The sequence below is a fragment of the Rhizobium sp. P1_E6 genome, assembly GCF_056405875.1.
In genome coordinates this window covers 32,596-48,568 of the sequence record NZ_JBFUBG010000023.1, presented here as the reverse complement: position 1 = coordinate 48,568, position 15,973 = coordinate 32,596, and the positions used below count along the sequence as shown (strand labels likewise).

Annotated in this window: 12 protein-coding genes and 1 pseudogene; 3 read left to right on the top strand and 10 right to left on the bottom strand. The window is 61.7% G+C overall.

Translation table 11 applies throughout. The annotated features are described in order from the left end of the window. Nucleotides 1-142: 142 nt before the first annotated feature. From AC1D35_RS14415 to AC1D35_RS14395, 5 genes and pseudogenes are all read right to left on the bottom strand, one after another. Nucleotides 143-2,524, bottom strand: coding sequence for an autotransporter outer membrane beta-barrel domain-containing protein (locus AC1D35_RS14415; RefSeq protein ID WP_162748614.1), 2,382 nt, complete (start codon nt 2,522-2,524; stop codon nt 143-145). A gap of 471 nt (nt 2,525-2,995) precedes the next feature. Then, nucleotides 2,996-3,353, bottom strand: a pseudogene (locus tag AC1D35_RS14410) (antibiotic biosynthesis monooxygenase). 63 nt (nt 3,354-3,416) lie between these two features. Next, the gene (locus AC1D35_RS14405; RefSeq protein ID WP_113311340.1) at nt 3,417-4,307 is read right to left on the bottom strand and encodes an alpha/beta fold hydrolase; all 891 of its coding nucleotides are present in this window, start codon (nt 4,305-4,307) and stop codon (nt 3,417-3,419) included. A gap of 172 nt (nt 4,308-4,479) precedes the next feature. Next, nucleotides 4,480-5,316, bottom strand: coding sequence for a helix-turn-helix transcriptional regulator (locus tag AC1D35_RS14400; protein ID WP_113311399.1), 837 nt, complete (start codon nt 5,314-5,316; stop codon nt 4,480-4,482). 57 nt (nt 5,317-5,373) lie between these two features. Beyond that, entirely contained in the window at nt 5,374-5,925 is a 552-nt protein-coding gene (locus tag AC1D35_RS14395; RefSeq protein WP_113311339.1) for a carboxymuconolactone decarboxylase family protein, read from the bottom strand. Nucleotides 5,926-6,201: 276 nt separating this feature from the next. On the opposite strand from AC1D35_RS14395, the gene AC1D35_RS14390 reads away from it, so the two are divergent. Beyond that, nucleotides 6,202-6,852, top strand: coding sequence for a pyridoxamine 5'-phosphate oxidase family protein (locus AC1D35_RS14390; protein WP_113311398.1), 651 nt, complete (start codon nt 6,202-6,204; stop codon nt 6,850-6,852). A gap of 130 nt (nt 6,853-6,982) precedes the next feature. On the opposite strand, the gene AC1D35_RS14385 is transcribed toward AC1D35_RS14390, so the two are convergent. The 4 genes from AC1D35_RS14385 to AC1D35_RS14370 form a co-directional block, all read right to left on the bottom strand. After that, nucleotides 6,983-7,609, bottom strand: a complete 627-nt coding sequence (locus AC1D35_RS14385) for a LysE family translocator (RefSeq protein ID WP_113311338.1) — start codon at nt 7,607-7,609, stop codon at nt 6,983-6,985. 314 nt (nt 7,610-7,923) lie between these two features. Further along, complete coding sequence (locus AC1D35_RS14380; RefSeq protein ID WP_113311337.1) at nt 7,924-9,090, bottom strand: MFS transporter; 1,167 nt, start codon at nt 9,088-9,090, stop codon at nt 7,924-7,926. A gap of 216 nt (nt 9,091-9,306) precedes the next feature. Then, nucleotides 9,307-10,302: an alpha/beta hydrolase gene (locus tag AC1D35_RS14375; protein WP_113311336.1), complete on the bottom strand. Its 996-nt coding sequence runs from the start codon at nt 10,300-10,302 to the stop codon at nt 9,307-9,309. A 146-nt stretch (nt 10,303-10,448) separates the two neighbouring features. Then, nucleotides 10,449-13,253 carry a helix-turn-helix transcriptional regulator gene (locus tag AC1D35_RS14370; RefSeq protein ID WP_113311335.1) on the bottom strand — a complete coding sequence of 935 codons (2,805 nt, stop codon included), beginning with the start codon at nt 13,251-13,253 and terminating at the stop codon, nt 10,449-10,451. Nucleotides 13,254-13,570: 317 nt separating this feature from the next. Between AC1D35_RS14370 and AC1D35_RS14365 the strand changes: the two genes are divergently transcribed. Both AC1D35_RS14365 and AC1D35_RS14360 read left to right on the top strand, forming a co-directional pair. Continuing rightward, nucleotides 13,571-14,809 (top strand): alpha-D-ribose 1-methylphosphonate 5-triphosphate diphosphatase, encoded by a 1,239-nt coding sequence (locus AC1D35_RS14365; RefSeq protein ID WP_477938767.1) that lies wholly within the window; start codon nt 13,571-13,573, stop codon nt 14,807-14,809. Next, nucleotides 14,772-15,035, top strand: a complete 264-nt coding sequence (locus tag AC1D35_RS14360) for a hypothetical protein (protein ID WP_113311333.1) — start codon at nt 14,772-14,774, stop codon at nt 15,033-15,035. The genes AC1D35_RS14365 and AC1D35_RS14360 overlap by 38 nt, the downstream gene beginning before the upstream one ends. 251 nt (nt 15,036-15,286) lie before the next feature. Here AC1D35_RS14360 and AC1D35_RS14355 read toward each other — a convergent pair whose 3' ends face one another. Continuing rightward, nucleotides 15,287-15,889, bottom strand: coding sequence for a TetR/AcrR family transcriptional regulator (locus AC1D35_RS14355; protein ID WP_113311332.1), 603 nt, complete (start codon nt 15,887-15,889; stop codon nt 15,287-15,289). Between the last annotated feature and the right edge of the window lie 84 nt (nt 15,890-15,973).

Here is a 15,973-nt window from a genome sequence, read left to right as displayed (position 1 = left end):
CCTGTCTCTTCGCAGGATTCCGATGTGCTTGTGGACCAATTTATCTCGCCTGCGATGACCGCACTCGGCGCCTTGTGGAAGAGGCGGTAGACGCCCTGTCGGCCTGAGCCGTCGTTACCATTCGGCGTTCTACGCTTCCCCTTTACCACTTCACCCGCAGGCCCGCGGTGCCGCTGAGGGCATGGCTGTCGCCAAAATCCTTCAGCGAGGATTTTGCGGAGACTTCGCCGTAGAGCGAGTAGCGTTCGTCGTTCCAGGTGTAGGAGCCGCCCAGCGTCAGGCCGGCCCAGACGGGGTCGTTCCTGGTCTCGAAACCGGTACCGGAGATATCGACGGCGGTCCCGTCCAGGAACTCGCCGTAGAGGTTGGCGATGCCATAGACCTTCGCCAGTGCCGTCTGGCCGTCGGCCCGCTGCAACGTCTCCTCACGGTCCAGCGCCACGCCGAGCCGGCCGACCAGGCTGTCGCCGTCATCGAGCGATACCCGCGCGCCGAAGCGATCATTGAACGTGTCGAAGTCGACGGAGGAATAGATGAGCTGGGCCTGCGGCGTGATCGACCATGGCCCGGAGGCTGCAAAGCGCCGTCCGGTCTCCAGACTCAGCGCGTAGCCGAAGCCGTTGTTGCCGCTCTCCATGGCGCCGTCGACGAGATCGGATTTGAGGTCGGTGTCATACCAGGTGGCCTGGCTCTGCGCGTCGACATAGAAGCCGTTGTCGCCATACCAGGTCAGTGCCGCGCCAAGCCCGAATCCTGTCGTGTCGATATCGCCATTGCCGTAGAGGGAGTCGATATCGCCGGAGATGGTGCCGTAATGGACTGTCAGGCCGCCGATCAGCCGGCCGCTTTGGTCCTGATAGAGTTCGCCGTCCAGGCCGCCCTCCAGCTTGAACAGATCGTAATCATAGCTGTCGATGGTCGTGCTGCTGTCAGGCTCGAGGCTCGCATGCATTCCTTCGGCGCGCAGCCAGACATTGTCAGGACCTTTGGCCGATGATGCTTTGCCATCTTCCGACCGGTAGCGGTCGCCGATGCGCTGCTGCAGCGTGGAAAGCCCGTTGAGAGCGAGCAGGAGTTGCGGATAGGCTTCGTAAAGCGGAACCCCGGGCTGATAGATGGGGCCGATCACTTCGCCGGAGGGATCAATGCGTGTCGAGCGAAGATACCAGTCGCCGTCTCCAGGGGTCGCGACACCGTTCTGATAGAGCCGATAGGCGTATGCACCGCCGACGACGGCCTGATCTCCCCGAAAAACATAGTCGCCGAGYAGCGAAAAACTGCCGGCCGAGGTGCCGCCGACATCGACGATCTTGATGCCCTCGACGGTTTGCGCCCCACCGCCACCGAGATTGGTCACCTTGACACTGGTCGTGCCCGAGGTGTTGCCGGTGACGACGAGGCGGTCGGTCGGCGAGGCATCGCCGCCGAGCACGCTTTCGATCGCGAGCGTGCCGCCATTGCCGATATAGTTGCCCGATATCGTCAGCGTTCCGATCGAATTGCCGGGGGAGACCGTGCCCGAGTTCGTCACGTCGCCGAAGATGGTGCCGCTGCCGCCCAGYGTGCCGAAGTTGGTGATATCGCCGATGACGCTCGAAGCGGCGCTGTGGTCGCCGATCAGCAGCGTGCCGTCATAGATCGTCCAGTCCGTCGCGGTGGTGGCGACGCCCGTCAGCAGCCAGGTGCCGGTGCCGGTTTTCTCGAAGATGTCGAAGTTCTGGTATTGGGCGGCCGCACCGATCGCGGAGACGTTAAAGCTGTCCGTGCCCGAGCCGCCGAGGCGCAGCGTATCAGTGGTGGGCGTGACACCAGCAACGACGTTACCTTCGATCACTGACCCGGCCCGGAGCTCAAGCGTGACTGTGCCCGTCGTCGCCGCAGCTGAGCGCGTGATAGCATTTGCCTGGCCCGCGCCAGCCCGGATTGTGCCGCTATTGATGATGGAGAGATTTGTGCTGGCCGAGTTGCCGACGACGGCGGCCGCGCCCGTTCCGCCCTCGATTGTTCCCGTGTTGGTAAGGGTGCCCGCGCGGTAGAGAATCCCTGAGCCACCGACAGTTCCGCTTCCGCCGCGGATCGTTCCGTTGTTGACCAAAGTCGGCGCGGCGCCGGGTCCTCCGAGCTCGAGACCGGACCCGCCGGTGCTGCCCAGGCTGTTTCCTCCCTGGATCACGCCGTTGTTGGTTGCCGTTGCCCCAAACGTTAGTCGCAAGCCTTGACCGCCGACGCCCGCAGCCGCGTTGCCGCCCTTGAAAGTCCCCATCAATGTATAGGTTCCACCGCCGCTCCCCAGCAGGGTCACCGTGGTGCCAGGGGTTGCGCCGGTACCATCCGCGCCCGAGAGAACAAAGCCCTGCGTATCGATCGTGATCGGCTTGGTTGCCGCAGCGAGGCTTGGTGCGACTCCGACGCCTACGTCGCCGGTCAGCCTGATGATAGAACTTGCGGCGCCATCGGCATTCGCGGCTCTGATCTGATCGTCCAGCTCCCCTCTGGTGGTGGCGGTGTATTCCCCCGCTGACACGGGAGCCGGCAGACAGCAGGCAATGGCCAAGGCCGCGATGCTAACGCCAGCCAGAAGATTTCGTTTTCCAACTATGCCCGCAGCGCCGCCGCCCATGTCTGCTCCTCGATGAATTGATTCGAATATGTTCACACGCTTAAAGGATGTGTTTTTCTGCGCTGCTTCGGCCTATCCCGCAAGCGATCAGCGGATCACATGCAAGGCTTGCTGTTCCAAAAGCGACAGCTTGTTGCAGGGCGGCAACAGGATCTTCAAATGCGACAGTTTTATAAATCAATATGTTATGGCTTTGGTAACTTCCGGGTAGTCGCGGTCGGGACATGGGCAAGCCGGCTCTGCAGCGCGCCGGAAGCGCTCTCGTAAAGGTTGTGGCAAACCGGAGGGGCGAGTGTGGTCAGCGCCGGTAAAGGGAAGGTTCCTCCGCCGGATTTCTGTCGGCCGGGCGCATTCCGCTCTACCCGGTCATTATGCTCACCCGGCCGTTTCGCGCTTCGGGAGCACGAGATCCGCGGCCGTATAGGCATGGAATTCGCTGCTGGAGACCGTGTCCAGCCGCTTGAACTTTTCGGCGAAACAGTATCGGAAAAGAACTCGCCGACATTGCCGGCTTCCTGGATCGCCTCGATGTTGACGACCGTCAGGCCGTCGCTGCTCTTCGCCAGGCTGCTCCAGAGGAAACCTTCCTTCCGTTCGGCGACGTAATGCACTACGTCCTGGATGATCTCGAAGGCTTCTTGCTGCTTTCCGGGATGGGCATGATGATGTTGACGATGAAGGTGGTGGGAGCGGGAGCGCCCGCAAAGGCGACGATCGTTTTGGTGGGATACAGTTCTTGAAGCTGGCCGGGCGGATGTTGCCACGCGGTCGCTTTTGGCAGATTGCGTTGAACAACTCAGGAACTCCGGGATAAGTCGAGGATGGCCTGCGCAAACGCTTTCGGTGCCTCTTGCGGTAAGTTGTGTCCGACGCCAGGAACGATGCGCCGTTCGTAGCTAGCTTTAAAATGCGGCTCATCGCGATCGATCGAGGTGGGTGGGTCGACGCCATCGTCCGCACCCTGGAGAACAATCGTCGGAACCGTAATGTCCGGCTGTCTGGCCAAGAGACCTTCTATTGCTTCGACTTCCGGATCACCGGGGATACCACCGAAGCGATGGCGGTATGAATGGATCACAATGTCCACAAAATCGGGATTATCGAAGGAAGCGGCTGTTTGCTCGAAGGTTGCCTGGCTGAACGACCATGTAGGCGACCAAGTTTTCCAGATGAACCCGCAAACATCAGCGCGATTCTGTTCAAGAGCCCGGCGGCCACGCTCTGAATGAAAGTAATATTGATACCAATAGCGAGCCTCCTCTTCGGGAGGTACTGGCTTTCCGGCTTCGGCGATGTTCTGGATGTTATAACCAGTCCCACAACTCACTAAGCCTAATACCCGTGCCGGCCAAAGTGCGGCCACTATGCACGCCGCTCTGCCTCCCCAATCATAGCCACCGAGCAAGGCTTTTTCGATCGAAAGGGCGTCCATGAGTGAAAGCAGGTCCGCACCTAACGCGGCTTGTTCACCCGAACGCGGCGTTCTCTCTGACCGAAATCTTGTCCCTCCGAAGCCGCGCAGAAATGGTACGATGCAACGATGGCCGTGGCCCGTCAGGATTTCCGTTGTCTCATGATAGGCATGAACATCGTACGGGAAACCATGCAATAGAATAACCGGTGTCCCGTCCGGCGGACCAGTATCGATATAGGCAATATCCAAGGTTCCGGCAGAGACGGTGCGCATTCTGGCCTCCTAGTCTCGAAACAGACAAGAATAACAAAGATTTCTCTTACGCTTGCGGAACTGAGACTACCCAAATTCGAGGCTGCGACAAAGGTCGATCCTGGCGGATGGCGTTAAAAACCCGCCATCGCTGCCGTTGGATCAATCTCGTGAAGCCGCGGCGTCTGTCGGCTCAGCCAGCGCCATTTCGGCTCATGAAGTCCAGGTAGATGCTTTCGCTCTCTTCGTCGGCCGGAAACATCGTTTCGATGCGCATTTCCTCGGCGGCTACCGTCTGCGGCGTTCCGACCGTTGTGATCATCGAGAAGAGGCTGAGGCTATGGCGTTCCGTCCGAAACCTGAGGGGGATCATGGGCAGGGCATCCGAGGCCGATCCGGAATGCAGGTCCTGCGGGACATCGGGATAGGCCATGAGCTCCGTTATGAGCATCTGCGTGCCTTCGTCGGAAACATGACCGATCGCTTCCCTTCGGACCCGTGAAAGAAGACTGCGCGCCGTTTCCTCCCAGTGCATCAGGAAGGGCTGCAACCCCTCGGGATCGAACATCAGATGCAGAAGATTGCGAGGCTTCGGTCGCAGCGAAAGATCGATGAAGCGATTGAAGAAGGCGGGGGCCGATCTGTTCGTGCCGATCACATTCCAATACCGATCCATGACGATCGCCGGAAATGGCTCATGCTGCCGCAACATTCGCCCGACCGCGCGATCGATGCTCTGCATGGAAGGGGCGTCGAGCGGTTCGTCGCGGTAGACCGGCGCGTATCCCGCGGCAAGAAAGATGGCATTGCGCTCGCGCAGGGGGATCTGCAGGGCGTCGGCGATATCGATGATCATCTGCCGGCTCGGTGTCGATCTTCCGGTTTCGACGAAGCTCACATGCTTTTGCGAGATGCCCGTATCCAGCGCGAGTTCCAGCTGCGGCTTGCCCCGGATTTCTCGCCATTGGCGCAACAGCGCGCCTGATGTCGTCGGATGGGAAGGCCGTGGGGCATGAAAGGCTCTGGTCATGGGGTCCGCTGGATCGTGGGAGAGGCTGGCCGCCGGAGCGGCCGAGCCCATTCTATATCAGGGCTTTATCCAGGCGTAGGCATCAAACGGCGGCTCCAGGGCAGGGCGGGTGACGCTGCCGGTATAATTGGTGATCGTCGAAGCGGCGACAACGGCGATCACCTCCAGAAGCTCGTCCTCGCCGAAGCCCGCCTGAAGAAACGCGTCGGCATCGGCTTCCGGCAGTCGTCCGCGGCTCTCGATCAGTGTGCGGGCGAGCTTTGAAAGCGCTGCCGCCTTCGGTTCGCCCGGCAACCCGCCGCTTCTGATCGCTTCGACATCGACAGCCGGAATGCCCTGCCGGATGGCCAGAAACGAATGAAAGCCGACAGCCCACTCGCAGGCATTCGTCACGGCGTTGGTCAGCAGCAATACCTGGATCTGCGGCTCGCTAAAGCTGCCGCCATGCACGTTCTGGAAAAGCGCTGCCAGGCAATTGATGAGCACGGGCGAAGTCGACATGGCGCCTGCGATATTGGGGACAAGGCCGAAAGCATCATTCAGGCCGCGCAGGGCGGATTGCGACGCCTGTGGCGCCGTCTCGAGGCTATGGATCGGAAAATGGGGCATTGCATGACCTTTCAGATATTCGGGCTGAGGATCGCGGGTGGTGACCGCGCCTGACCCGGACCATCTGAAAAACTCGGTATTGCATCAATTACCAGGGAGGTAGTAGCCGCGGGCAAGCGGGGACCGAGAGACCGGACGGACGGAAGGGCAGAGACCTCGCATTGACGAAGCACTTCGCTCGCAGGGTCAACGTGACTTGACGAACAGTACAGATTTGAGGTACGTACATCAGCATGGCGCGATCGTCCGGCCATGATGCTGTGGGAGGCGAATGCAATGACGGAGTTCAGTGTCGATCCAAGATTTGTCGTGAGGGATGAACAGGCTCTTCGGGAGCTGTTTCAACCGACGCATGCTCTGGCCGCTCAGAAGTGTCTGGGCGTACTCGACAGGCACGCACAGGAGTTCATCAGGCGATCGCCATTCCTGTGCATCGGCACCCAGAACCAGGATGGCAAAGCAGATGTCAGCCCGCGCGGCGATCCGGTCGGCTTCGTGAAAATCCTTGATCCGCACACATTGGCGATCCCGGACCGACCGGGCAACAATCGCCTCGATACGCTGGCCAATATTCTCACCAATCCCAGCGTTGGACTGCTCTTCATCATTCCGGGATTTGACGACACGCTTCGCGTGAATGGCGAAGCAAGGCTCGTGACCGACCCTGAAATCCTTGGGGATATGGGTGTCGGCGATCGTTTGCCCAAGCTCGCGATATTGGTCAGGGTGGGCGAGGTCTTCCTGCATTGCGCCAAGGCATTCAGGCGCTCTCATCTATGGGACCCGGAGCACTTTCAGGATCGCAGCGAGATGCCCTCGCTTTCAAAGATAATCCTGGATCAGACGACTGGCGCTCCGGCCGATGATATCGAAATGCGCAAAATAGATGACGCACTCGAAGACGCCTACAGGACGTCGCTCTACTGACGGCGAAGCCCTTGGCCCCGCGCCCGCATTGGATCGACCTGGCCGAGCCGATCGAGCGTCATGTCGGAAGTTGATCTCACAGCGCGAGGACCGAGTACGCTTTCTCGCAAACGATCGAGAAACGGCTGCTTTAACGATGCGCTGTTGCGAGCTTTGCGGCCAGCCCGACGAATACGAGGCCGGCAACGCGGTTCAGAATGACCTGGCTTCGGTCAGAGCGCTTCAACCAGGTGCTTATCGACCCGGCAAGCAGCGAGATGACGGCGAAAGACGTGAAGGCGCAGATGATGAAGATGCCGCCAAGCTGGAGCATCTGAAAAACGATGCTGCCGTTGGCGGCAGAGGTAAACTGGGGCAGAAATGCAAGGAAGAAGATCGCGACTTTCGGGTTCGTGACATTCATGACGACGCCGCGCGCCATCATTTGCCACATCGGCTTCACTTTCGCGGTTCCAGCCTCGAGTTCGTCCGGCACTGCCCGGAAGGCCTTGTAGGCCAGGTATACAAGATAACCCGCACCGATGAACTTCAGTGCATCGAAGGCAAATTGCGACGTCTGGAAAATTGCCGCGACACCCAAGGACACAGCGACCGTGTGAAAGACAAGGCCTATGCACAGCCCTGCGGTCACGGACAGCCCGACACCCCGGCCGTAGATCGCCGATTGCATCAACACGAACAAATTATCCGGACCTGGTACCCAGCATAGGATAGTTGCTGCGGCAGCAAACGTGATGACGGTCTCAAGTGAGAGCAATATCGGGAACTCCTGGGGCTAACGCCCAATACCACGCGGGATCTGGCGAAACTACCGATACCGGTGTGGACACAGTGTTATCTAAAACAGTTCCGCACCGGGCATGAGCCAGCGACACGGCGCACTCTTGGCCGCCGCGTCGCCCGAGCCTCCGCGTCGTGACGCCGACATGGTGTCGGCCAGAGTCAAAGTTAGCCTGTAAGGTGTCCGCCCATCACGTCGTTCCGTAATGACCCCTTGTCTGATCGGCAACGACCGATATGGCGCCGTCCACTGGTTCAGGTCCGGCGTCACTACCGCCTGGCGGTGGGGCTTCAAACGAGGGCTCGCAGCGGCGCCAGCGACAGTAGCGCGAGGGCCGAGATCGCGGCACCGGCGATCGCCAGCGGCGAGAGACCGACGGAGATGTAGGGAGCGACGGCCGTCGTTCCGAGTGCCGCTATGCCGAGGATCGCTGCGATGACGATTGCGGCGGCGCGCGAATGATCGCCGCGGGCAGCCGATATTGCCCGATGAAAGCCGATCGGCCCGCGAATGCCGAAGCCGAAATTCACGACCGCCCAAAGCGGGACGAGTGCCGAGAGGCTGCTGGCGCCTGTGAGTGCATAGGCCAGGATTGCCAGAAAGGCGCAGGGCATGATGGCCGTGCCCGCGCGGATCGTCCGCAGGGTGCCGAATTTTGCCGCGAGCCATGCAGACGAATTCGCGGCCAGAATGAAGATGGCGATGCCGCAGACCTGCAGCATGACGAAGTCCTCGATCCCCCTGTCGAGCGGGCCGGTCAGGACGGCCGGCAGGCCGAAGACGAAAACGAGGAGGGCGCCCAGGCTCAGAGCCTGGCTCGACGCATAGCTCAGAAATTCGCGGTTCTTCAGAATGGCGAAGTAGCTGTGGTGGTCTTCCATCTGCTGTCGACGCGGGAAATGGGCGCGCTGCCAGAAAACGGCTGCGGCGACCAGCGCAGAGAGCGCTGCCAGCAGGACGAAGGAAATCTCCCAGCCGCCAAATTCCAGCAGCCAGGCTCCGGCGATGGGGGCGAGCGCCGGCGCCAGGGACTCGACGGAACCGAGCCGCCCCATGGCGGCGGCCGCCTTGTCGGGCGGATAGAGGCCATGGATAAAACCCGGCGCAAAGACAGCCGGGCCGGAGCCGAAGGCACCTTGAGCAAAGCGCAGCGCAATCAGCCATTCGATCGACGGTGATTCAGCCGCTAAGAGCGAAGCAATCCCGAACAGGGCAAGCGACCAGATCAGCAGCTTGCGTGGATCATGCCGCGCACCGAGTTCGCCGAAGGTCAGCAGCCCGACCAGCGTGCCGAACGCGTAAGCCGCCAGCACGAGCTGTGCGGCCTCGATGCTTCCCCCGAGCTGCCCCGGCAGGCTCGGGATGGCCGGAAGCACCAGATCGGTGCCGGCAATGCCCAGAACGGTTCCGCCGGCGATCAGGATGAACAGGACTGAGGGTTTCGAGCGTGTGGTCATCGGTCTCTTGGTATCAGAGCCGGATCTTGCGACCAATTGCGTCCCGTTGATTTCTGCTATTCAAATGTTTGATCTTTTTGAGGTGTTTCAGCGGGGCCGCGTATGGCGCAGAGCGGGCAGAGAGGTGATCCACCGGCGACCCTCACTTTGGGACAGGCACGGATCGATGGGTATCACAGACGCGGCGCGCTGATGGCCGCCGCGTCGCCGCATCGATCAATGCGTTGCGGGTTCGAGATAGCGGCGCAGATTGTCGCTGATCTGTTCGATCGCGGCTTCCGTGGAAGGTACATTGCGGATCGCGTTCAACAGCACGAAGTCATGGATCGTGCCGTTGTAGCGGGCCGCAGCCACGGTCACGCCGGCTTCCTTCAGTTTGCGGGCATAGGCCTCGCCCTCGTCGCGCAGCGGATCGTTCTCGGCAGTGATGACGAGAGCCGGCGGCAGGCCCTTGAGCTGATCAATGCTGGCGCGCAGCGGCGATACATAGGGGTTGTCGCGGGTCTTGGCGTCGGGCGCGTAGAGATCCCAGCCGTATTTCATGAATGCGCGCGCCAGGAAGCGCTGCTCGCCATATTCGTGATAGGAGCCCGTGTCGACGCTGGCATCGGTTGCGGGGATCAGAAGAGCCTGGAAGCTGATCTTCGGGCCGTTGCGGTCCTTGGCCATGATTGTCAGCGCTGCGGCCATGTTGCCGCCGACCGAATTGCCGGCAACCGCGATCCGGCTTCCATCCGCACCGAACTCTTCAGCGTGAGCCGCCACCCATTTCAGCACGGCATAGGATTGATCGAGCTGCGTGGGAAAACGTGCTTCAGGCAGGGACGTATATTCGACGAAGACGCCAACCTGGCCGGAACCAACAACGAGATCGCGCAGAAGGCGCTGATGGTTTTCAAAATTGCCGACGATCCAGACGCCGCCGTGAATGAAGAGCAGCACGCCGGGTTTGCCGGTGATGTGCTCGGGCTTCATGATGTAGATCTTCACGCTCAGCCCATCCTCAGTGATGGTCTGCTCGGTCGTGGTCACACCCGACATGTCGACCGGCGTCATGTTCTGAAGCCCGGTCAGGATCTCCTGGGGCTTGGGCTGCGGCAGTTCCCAGAACGGGCTTGGATCCTTGTTGATTTCGGTGAGGAAGGCACGGACCTGGGGGTCGATCCGCGGGTCGGTGGCAGCGTCCGGCGCCGCTTGAGCGGGCTGAATCATGAGAGTTACTCCGAGGCTGAGGGTTGCGAGTAGGGGCAAGAGTTTCACGGTCTTTCTCTCCGGGAAGGTTGCACGCGCCCTATTGGTAGCCCCCGACCGGAAGCTTCCGCTTCTGTCAAATGACCAGTCCGGTGACAGGTCGGTGGTCAGCTTTCAGGAGTTACGGCGTCAGTCAGAATGGGACGCAGCCCCGAGCGCGACGTGACGCCGGTCTTCGCAAAGATGCGATGAAGGTGGTAGCCGACGGTGCGATGCGACAGATAAAGCCTGCCGCCGATTTCCTTGTTCGACAGACCCTCGGCAGCAAGCTGGGCGATATGCAGCTCCTGTGGGGTCAGCATCTCCCAGACATATTCGGTTCGCCTGCGGCTCGTTTCTCCCGAAGCGCGCAGTTCCTCGCGCGCACGCTCGCTCCAGGGCAGGGCGCTCAGCGCATCGAAGATGTCGCGGGCCTCGCGCAACGGCGCTCTCGCATCGGCGGACCGACGCTGGCGGCGCAGCCATATGCCATAGGCCAGCAGAAGACGTCCTCTCAGGAAAGGCCACTTGCTTGCGCCCGGCCCGAGACCCTGCAGATAGAACCGCTCGGCCTCCTCGGGTGTTGCGAGCAGTGCCTTGCCATAGGAGAGCATCGTTTCGACCCACGGCACTGGCGACGGACCGGCGACACGCTGCATCTCCTCGATCACCTCCTCGGCGGTTTCGGCATGTCCGGAGAAGACTGCGGCCTCCACGAAATCAGCGAGACCGAAGAATTGCAGGCCGGAGTTGAAAGCCGGGTCGGCAGGGATAAAAAGACGCCGCAGATGCTCATAGGCCTCCCAATGCCGGCCTGCGCCGATGGCGGCCGTGCCGCGCGCGATCTGCAGCATTGCCAGCAGGAAACTCGCGCCGACAGAGACGACCAGGCGTTCTGCCTGGGCCGCATAGACCTGTGACTGGTCCAGATTGCCCATCATGCCCGCAAGCCTCGCCTTGACGATCGTGGCCGCGGCAATCCAAAGCGTTCCTCCCGTTTCTTCGGCGAAGCGAACAGATTCTTCGGCCTCCCGCATCGCGCCCGTCCAGTCGCCGACTTCCATTTCTGCCCAGGCTTGAGCAAAGAGCACGCGCGCGAGGTCGCTGAGCCGCGCCTGATCGCGCAGTGCGGCAGCCGAATAAGTGAGGAAACTGACGCCGAGGTCGAAGGCGCCGATGACATTGGCCGCACTGCCGAGAATGCGCGCCGCGACCGGATTGCCACCGCTCGTGCCGGCAAGCTGCTGGAGCTTGCCCGATATTTCGCCCCCAAGATGAAGCGGCTCAACGTAAGCGGATATCGCGATCAGGCATGGATCGGTATCGGGCAATTCTAGCCTGTTTGCCGCCATCAGGATGCTTTTGCGAAGATCCCCGTCCGCATTGCTCCACCAGCAGCGCTGCGCGGCGCGCCAGAGCAGGTTGCTTGCGAGATCCGTGGCGCCGGCAGCATTGGCCTCAGCGGCGAGGCCAACCAGACTGGGGATTTTTCCGGGATCGTTGACCATCGGAGGCTGGCCCATCTCGCGGCACCAACCGATCCGCGCCGATGCGACAGGATCAGGCTCGCTGACATTGGCCTGGCGCAGCAGACGCTCCAGCAGGTCCGGCTGGCCGAGATCGGCGGCAAGCTCGGCGGCGCGCAGGAAACGGTCGCTGCTGGCTCTCGGCGTGCTGCTCAGTGCCGCCGCTTTTTCGAGAACCTCGATTGCCATGGCGACGGCACCTTTGCGCAAGGCCCGGCCGGCCATGGCATCATATTCGCCCGCCAGTTCTTCATCCGGTCCGATCGTCGCTGCCGCACGATGCCATAAATGCCGGTCCAGCTCTTGATGAACGATCTCGGCAAGGGCGGCATGGATCCGGTGCCGCGTCGTCAGATCTGCCGCCTGGTGCATCGCCGAACGCACCAGCGGATGCCGGAACTGCACCTCCGTTTCGTCAAGGTCGATCAGCCTGGCGGCAATGGCCGGCGTCAGGGCGCTGACATCCACCTCTTCGCCCAACACGGCTTTTCCGGCGCGCAGGACTTCGTGGAGCGATGTCCCGTCGTTTTCCGCCGCCACGAACAGCAGCATCCGGGTTGCAGCGGGAAGATCGGTCAGACGGGACGAGAAGGCGCGTTCCAGGCGTTCCGTCAGCGGAAGCCATGTCGTATCCTTGATATCAGCCGCTCGCCTGTCGCGCGGCAGTTCCAGCAGTGCGAGGGGATTGCCCGCGGCCTCCTCGAGGAAGCGGCTGCGCAGATCGGCCGAAAGATCAGGCGCATGGGCGTCCAGCAGGTGCCCGGCGTCGGCTTCGCCAAGCCCCGAAAGCCGAAGCCGCAGGTGGGAGGGATCGTCGAACAGGCGGTCGAAGCCATCGCGCATGGCCGCGAACAGAACGATAGGATCCGAACTCAGCCTGCGTGAGATGAAGGCCAGCACCTCATAGGTCGCCTCGTCCAGCCATTGGGCATCGTCGGCAATGAGCAGGATGGGCTTCAGCGCCGCACTTTCCGTCAGAAGGGACAGTGCCGCGAGCGCCACCAGAAAGATGTCGGGTGCGCCCGTGTCATCATGCATGCCGAAAGCGGAGAACAAGGCAGATCGCTGACGGGGAACCAGGTTGACGGCCTCCTTCATCAGCGGGCGAAGCGCCTGCTCGAGCGCTGCGAAGGGCAGATGAACCTCAGCCAGAACGCCGGTCATGCTCAAGACCGTCAGATCGCGCTCGCGCGCCCGATGCCTGGCCTGCTCGAGGAGTGCGGATTTTCCAATCCCTGGCTCGCCGCTGATCACGAGCGTCGATCCGCCCTGGTCGATCCGCGCGATCATCTTGTCGATCAGGGCAATGTCGCGGTCCCGGCCTTGCAGGAATTCAGACCGGGAGACGGGGGCACCCTTGCGCTGTCTGCGCCGCGGCGACCCGATCTTGTCCGACTGCTTGGCCATCAACTTACCGCTGCTTGCTCTGATCCGCGCGGAGGAATGCAGAGGGATCGAATTCCTGGCTATGGTTCAGCAACTGCCGAAGCGTCGCCTTATCATTGAGCGTGCCATTCACGGGCATATCCGTAAAGCAGCTTCCACCCGGGACGAGGAACCCGGATTGCGGCCAGGAGGAATGAGCGCTGCCGCATGCGATCAAATAACGCCGATGTACAGCGACGTTCGCAAATTTGTCATATCCGCTGGTTAGAAGCGGCGATCGGCGCGCAGCCTGTCGAGGGACTCAGTTGCCGCGCCTTCTTTTTCCTGGAATGAGACCCATGCAGAACAATCCGRCAGTGATCATCGAGGGCGCAACCGTGGTTTTCGGAGACCGYCTGGAGCGCGCTTCCGTGCGTATCGAAGACGGCCGGATCACCGGTATCGACGGTCAGCGCGACGGAGCTGATGTCGTTGACGGACGCGGCCATCTGCTCGGTCCGGCTTTCGTGGACATTCATGGCGATGCCTTCGAGCGGCAGGTCATGCCGCGGCCCGGCACCATGCTGCCTGTTCCTGCCGCGCTGCTCGAAACCGACCGCCAGCTTGCCGCTAACGGCATCGCGACGGCCTATCATGCGCTGACGCTCAGCTGGGAGCCGGGGCTTCGCTCGGTCGAAACCGGTTATGCCATCGTGCGTGCGCTCGATGCGCTCACGCCGCGGCTGACCGTGGACAATCGCGTGCAGCTTCGCTGGGAAACCTTCTGCTTCGAAGCGGTCGATCTCATCCGCGAGGCGCTGGCCGGTCCGCGCCTGCCGTCGATTGCCTTTAACGATCACACGTCGATGGTGATGCTGCATCCGTCGATCCCGCTGCAGGAGCGGCCCTTCGACCTCGATCCGGCCTTCCCGACAGTGGATCCCGAAACGCCTGCCTTCGCCGAGAAGATGGCGGAACGCGCCAAGCGGGCGAAGATCCCGGTGGCGGATATGGTGGCGCTAGTGCGCAACATGTGGGAGCGCCGGCCGCAGGTGCCTGACGCGATCGAGGAAGTGGCAGCACTCGGAAAGGCCGCCGGCGCGCCGATGCTGTCGCATGACGACAGCCAGATCGAGACGCGCGATTTCTTCCGCCAGCGCGGCGCGCGGATCTGCGAATTCCCTATGAACCGGCGGGTTGCGCGGGCCGCCCGCGATGCCGGTGACTTCATCGTCTTCGGCGCACCGAACGCCACGCGCGGCGGCAGCCATCTCGCCTCGATTGGCGCGGCCGACATGATCCGCGAAGGGCTCTGCGATATTCTCGCCTCGGACTATTACTATCCGGCGATGCTGCTCGGCCTTGCAAGGCTCAAGGCCGATGGCGTGGCGCCGCTCCATGCGCTCTGGCCACTCGTCTCTGATAATCCGGCGCGTGCCTCGGGGCTTGCCGATCGCGGCGTCATCGAAGTCGGCAAGCGGGCGGACCTCGTGCTGGTCGATTGGCCCGAGGGTGCGGCACCCGCCGTGCGGCGCACCTGGGTCGGCGGCCGGCAAGCTTATGGCGCAGCGCCCGCTGGCCAGCTGGCAATGGCCTGACAGCGGCGGCATATCGCCGGACGCTGTCCAAACCGGCCGTGCGCGCTACATCGCAGGTATGGAAACGCTCTATGTCATGTTCATCTTCGCCGTAGCCATCGCGATCATCTATCTGGGCGGCAGATGGAATACGTCTGACGTCGACCATTATATGGGCTTCGATAATCTGCGCTCGCCCAACAAACCGAAAGCGTCTGATGGCGACAAGGATGCGGAGAAGGAATGAGGCCGCCGATACTTGCGGAGGTGTTCGGGGGCGGGGAGTTTGTGGAGAGGTAGGCTTCCGTCCTCACGACTGAAGACCCCGCTCCAAACCCCTCCCCACAAGGGGGAGGGGCTTAAACTGCCGCACCCGTCTTGCAAATTTTCGACGTTTCGGGAAAAGCGAGCCGGTGCTCCAAGGTAGTCCCTCCCCCTTGTGGGGAGGGGTTGGGGAGGGGTTTTTGACGGCACCAACGACTTGATCAGGAAGCCTCGCTAAATCTCGCTGAAGCCTCTGGCCTGCACACCGGCGATGACTTCGTCCGAGACCTGTTGCAGTTCCTGCCGCGAGGCGCCGTCACGTGCCTGGACGGACAATCCCTGCATGACGGCCACAAGATAGCGGGCAAGGGAAACTGCGCGTTCCTGGTCCAGCCACTGCCCCAGCGTCTCTGCGATCGTCTCCCGCATCGTGTTTCGCTGCTCTGCCATCTCGCGCGCCAGGTCCGCATGGTCAGGCCCGCACTGGATCATGCCGCTTGATATCATGCAGCCGCGCTCTCCCGCGGGGTCGGTAACGGCATCGATCGCCTTGTGCAGCAGCGTCTCGATCGTCTCCTGAAGGGTCGTGGTCGTTCTGATATGCCACAACGCCCCCCGCAGCCCGAAATAGCGATCGAGCGCCTCGCGGTAGAGCCCCGCCTTGCTGCCGAAAGCCGCATAGAGACTTGGGGGCGCGACGCCGATTGCGGCCGTCAGGTCATTCAGCGAGACACCTTCGTATCCATGCCTCCAGAAGAGGCGCATGGCGATATCGATCGCCTGATCCCTGTCGAAGCTTCGCGGGCCGTTGCGGCGTGTTTTCACAACCTTATCCATAGTGATCACTAAAGACTGCTTGACAGCAAAAGGCAAGCCGCTAGTTTGTAGTGATCACTAAAAATAAGGATTTTAGCATGGTGA

What these genes read in the sequence shown, in the direction of transcription:
- AC1D35_RS14390 (WP_113311398.1), top strand. Translation starts at nt 6,202, where the DNA reads ATGACGGAGTTCAGTGTCGATCCAAGATTTGTCGTGAGGGATGAACAG.
- AC1D35_RS14375 (WP_113311336.1), bottom strand. Translation starts at nt 10,302, where the DNA reads ATGATTCAGCCCGCTCAAGCGGCGCCGGACGCTGCCACCGACCCGCGG.
- AC1D35_RS14370 (WP_113311335.1), bottom strand. Translation starts at nt 13,253, where the DNA reads ATGGCCAAGCAGTCGGACAAGATCGGGTCGCCGCGGCGCAGACAGCGC.
- AC1D35_RS14405 (WP_113311340.1), bottom strand. Translation starts at nt 4,307, where the DNA reads ATGCGCACCGTCTCTGCCGGAACCTTGGATATTGCCTATATCGATACT.
- AC1D35_RS14400 (WP_113311399.1), bottom strand. Translation starts at nt 5,316, where the DNA reads ATGACCAGAGCCTTTCATGCCCCACGGCCTTCCCATCCGACGACATCA.
- AC1D35_RS14380 (WP_113311337.1), bottom strand. Translation starts at nt 9,090, where the DNA reads ATGACCACACGCTCGAAACCCTCAGTCCTGTTCATCCTGATCGCCGGC.
- AC1D35_RS14395 (WP_113311339.1), bottom strand. Translation starts at nt 5,925, where the DNA reads ATGCCCCATTTTCCGATCCATAGCCTCGAGACGGCGCCACAGGCGTCG.
- AC1D35_RS14355 (WP_113311332.1), bottom strand. Translation starts at nt 15,889, where the DNA reads ATGGATAAGGTTGTGAAAACACGCCGCAACGGCCCGCGAAGCTTCGAC.
- AC1D35_RS14360 (WP_113311333.1), top strand. Translation starts at nt 14,772, where the DNA reads ATGGCGCAGCGCCCGCTGGCCAGCTGGCAATGGCCTGACAGCGGCGGC.